This window comes from Rhizobacter sp. P3_B12 (assembly GCF_056402895.1).
The window spans coordinates 1-3,362 of record NZ_JBFUGN010000685.1 but is presented as its reverse complement, the minus strand read 5'-3'; the positions used below and the strand labels follow the sequence as shown (position 1 = coordinate 3,362).

Sequence of the window (3,362 nt, the reverse complement as noted above, 5' to 3'; positions counted from 1 at the left end):
ATGGCCCCCGCGACGACGTGATGCGCTTCGGCGCCGAGCTGGCCGAGCGGCAGGGCCTGCCGGCCGACTGGGTGCAGGCGCAGCTGGCCGAGGCGCGCTACGTGCCGAACGTCGCGAAGTTCATCATGCCGCCGCCGGCCGGCACCGCGAAGAACTGGGCCGCCTACCGCAGCCGCTTCGTCGAGCCGAAGCGCATCCGCGCCGGCCTCGCGTTCTGGCGCGACAACGAGAAATGGCTCGCCCGCGCCGAAGAGCTCTACGGCGTGCCGGCCGAGATCGTCGTCGGCATCGTCGGCGTCGAGACCATCTACGGCCAGCAGATGGGCGGCTTCCGCGTGATCGACGCGCTGGCCACGCTGTCCTTCGATTTCCCGAGCGGCCGGCGCGACCGCAGCGCGTTCTTCCGCGACGAGCTGGAGCAGTTCTTCGTGCTGTGCCACAGCGAGAACGTCGACCCGCTCGCGCTGAAGGGCAGCTACGCCGGCGCGATGGGCATGGGGCAGTTCATGCCGAGCAGCTGGAACCGCTATGCGGTCGATTTCGACGGCGACGGCCGCGTCGACCTGCACACGAGCGGCGCCGACATCGTCGGCAGCGTCGCCCACTACCTGGCCGAGTTCGGCTGGCAGCGCGGCATGCCGACGCACTTCGACGTGGCCGCGCCGGTCGATGCCGCCGACCGTGCAACGCTGCTGGTGCCCGACGTCGTGCCGAGCTTCACGCCGCAGGAGTTCCTGGCGCATGGCGCCGCACTGCCGGCCGCGGCCCGCGAGTTCGGCGACAAGCTCGCGCTGATCGAACTGCAGAACGGCGATGCCGCGCCGAGCTATGTGGCCGGCACGCCGAACTTCTATGCGGTGACGCGCTACAACTGGTCGAGCTATTACGCGCTGGCGGTGATCGAGCTGGGGCAGGCCGTGGCAACCGTGAATCAGCGACTGCCACGCTGACGCGCGATCAGCGGTTCTTGTTCAGCCACTCGATGAGGGCATTGAACAGCGGGTAGCGCGAGTTCTGGTCATTGACGCCGGCCCACACGAAGTCGAGGTGCACTTCGCTGACGAAGACGTCTTCCAGCGTGTCCGGGTTGGTCGCAATCAACTGCAGGTACGGCTTGTTGTCCTTCTGCACCCGCTTGAAGTTGACCCACAGGAACGGCTTGTAAGCCCGGTACAGCTTGTTCAGGCCGATCGGCTCGCTCAGGCTGGGCACCTTGTCCTGCAGGTTGTTCGCGATCACCAGCTTCTGCAGTTCGTCGTAGTTCACGACCTGGTCGAAGTACTTGACGGCCTTCAGCTGGTTGACGCCGAAATCCCCACCACCGGAGATGAAGGCGAGGCCCTTGAACGGCGCCAGCGACATGGTCTTGGCCGTCACGACGGTTGCCTTGGAGATCGAGCCGATGTCGGACTTCAACAGCCCGGTCTTCTCGTCGACCGCAGCCACTTTCATCTGCGTGCCGCAGGCCGCGAGAAAGGAACAGATCAGGATCGCCAGTATGCGTTTCATGGTGGTGTGCAAGATGGTATGGAGGATGGCGGCCGCCCTCCGCGGCCGGCAGCGATCCTATCGCAGGCCCGGTGCGTGGCCAACGACGCGCCAGGCGTTCAGCTGAACAGTCGCCTTGCCGCCGCGGTGCCGGCCGCCAGGTCGTGCGTCTCCAGCGCCTGGTACAGCTGCCCCAGCTCCCCGCCGATCGCGGCGAACCCCTCGGGCCGCAGCGATTGCCCGTTGTCGTCGACGATCGCCGCGTCCATGCCGAGCGACAGGGCCTGCGCACTCGCCTGCCAGGCGATGAACGGCTCGGCGCGCGCATCGGTCTGCGGCACGTCGAAGCTCAGCGTCACGTCGCGCACCACCGACGTGTTCGGGTCGTCGGCGAAGGCCGCCTGCGGATCGAAGCTGAGCGTCAGCACCGGTGGCGCGCCCTCGTCGGCCGCCGGCAGCACCAGCCGGCCCGGCACCACGCCCGGCACGAAGCCGTGGCGCGCCGCATGCTGCTGGATGTAGCCCACGCTCCAGGCCGCCGAACGCGCCTGCAGGTGCACCGCGAGCTGCGCATCGTGCGCACCGGCAAAGCCATCGAGCTCGCGCGCCCGGGCGACCGCATCGAGCATGTCCGGGAAATCGGCCATCGCGCCGATCGATTCGGCAAAGGCCTGCAGCTTCTGCACGAACTCCGAGTACTCGATCTCGTTGACCGCGCCCATCCGGTTGGCCAGTTGCAGCCCGGCCTGGAATTCGCCATAGCGCTGGCCGGCAGTGGGCGGCTCCCACTCGCCGCTGTCGGCGTTCAGGCCTTCGATCAGGAACGGCTTGCTGCCGGCGCGGCGCGTCGGCGGCAGGTGCGGCAGCACCGATTCGGCGCTGACGGGGGACTCGAGCGTCAGCGTCGCGATCGCGTCGATCAGCGCATCGATGCGCACGCTGGCGCGGCGCACCGGCGGCGGCTGCAGCGCGCTGCCGAGGTCGATGCGTGCAGAGGGGTCGTGGCCTGGGGAGACCGGCTGCGGCTCGCCGAACACCGGCTCGCGCTGCTCGCGCGGCTCGGCGGGATCGCGGCCGTCCGCAGCCGAGGCAATCCCCGGTGGCGGCAGCGCCTCCATCGGCCGCCGCGGCCCGGCCTTGCGCGCCTGCCACGCGCCGTGCGCGATGACACCGGCCAGCACGACGCCGCCCAGCGCGGCCAGCGAGACGGTCAGCGTGCTCATCAGCGCTGCGACGAGTTGGTCATCAGGCCGCCTCGGCCAGGCTGACGGCCGCTTCCATGTCGACCGCGACGATGCGCGAGACACCCTGCTCCTGCATCGTCACGCCGATCAGCTGCTCGGCCATCTCCATCGCGATCTTGTTGTGGCTGATGAACAGGAACTGCGTGCCCTCGGACATCTGCTTCACGAGCTTCGCGTAGCGCTCGGTGTTGGCATCGTCCAGCGGCGCGTCGACCTCGTCGAGCAGGCAGAACGGCGCCGGGTTCAGCTGGAAGATCGCGAACACCAGCGCGATCGCGGTGAGCGCCTTCTCGCCGCCCGACAGCAGGTGGATCGTGCTGTTCTTCTTGCCCGGCGGCTGCGCCATCACCTGCACGCCGGCATCGAGGATCTCGTCGCCGGTCATCATCAGCTTGGCCTGCCCGCCGCCGAACAGGCTCGGGAACATGCGCCCGAAATGCTCGTTGACCTGGTTGAAGGTGCTGGCGAGCAGGTCGCGCGTTTCGAGGTCGATCTTGTGGATCGCGCCCTCGAGCGTGTTGATCGCCTCGTTCAGGTCGGCGTTCTGCGAATCGAGGAAGGTCTTGCGCTCGCGCGACGCGGTGAGCTCGTCGAGCGCCGCCAGGTTGACCGCACCGAGCGCGGTGATCT

4 protein-coding genes are annotated in these 3,362 nt (G+C 68.5%); 1 reads left to right on the top strand and 3 read right to left on the bottom strand.

What is annotated here, in order from left to right; translation table 11 throughout:
- Window positions 1–950: lytic murein transglycosylase B (gene mltB / locus AC1D01_RS26160; protein WP_477871564.1), on the top strand; the 950-nt coding region annotated here is incomplete at its 5' end.
- A 7-nt stretch (window positions 951–957) separates the two neighbouring features.
- On the opposite strand, the gene AC1D01_RS26155 is transcribed toward mltB, so the two are convergent.
- The 3 genes from AC1D01_RS26155 to AC1D01_RS26145 all read right to left on the bottom strand — a co-directional run.
- Window positions 958–1,509, bottom strand: coding sequence for a hypothetical protein (locus AC1D01_RS26155; RefSeq protein ID WP_477871562.1), 552 nt, complete (start codon window positions 1,507–1,509; stop codon window positions 958–960).
- 98 nt (window positions 1,510–1,607) lie between these two features.
- Window positions 1,608–2,711, bottom strand: a complete 1,104-nt coding sequence (locus AC1D01_RS26150) for a cell division protein FtsZ (RefSeq protein ID WP_477871560.1) — start codon at window positions 2,709–2,711, stop codon at window positions 1,608–1,610.
- Window positions 2,712–2,733: 22 nt separating this feature from the next.
- Window positions 2,734–3,362, bottom strand: a 629-nt coding sequence (locus tag AC1D01_RS26145; protein ID WP_477871558.1) for a chromosome segregation SMC family protein, incomplete at its 5' end; no start/stop codon positions are given.

Coding starts and splice junctions, on each gene's coding strand:
- AC1D01_RS26150 (WP_477871560.1), bottom strand. CDS start 2,711: ATGAGCACGCTGACCGTCTCGCTGGCCGCGCTGGGCGGCGTCGTGCTG.
- AC1D01_RS26155 (WP_477871562.1), bottom strand. CDS start 1,509: ATGAAACGCATACTGGCGATCCTGATCTGTTCCTTTCTCGCGGCCTGC.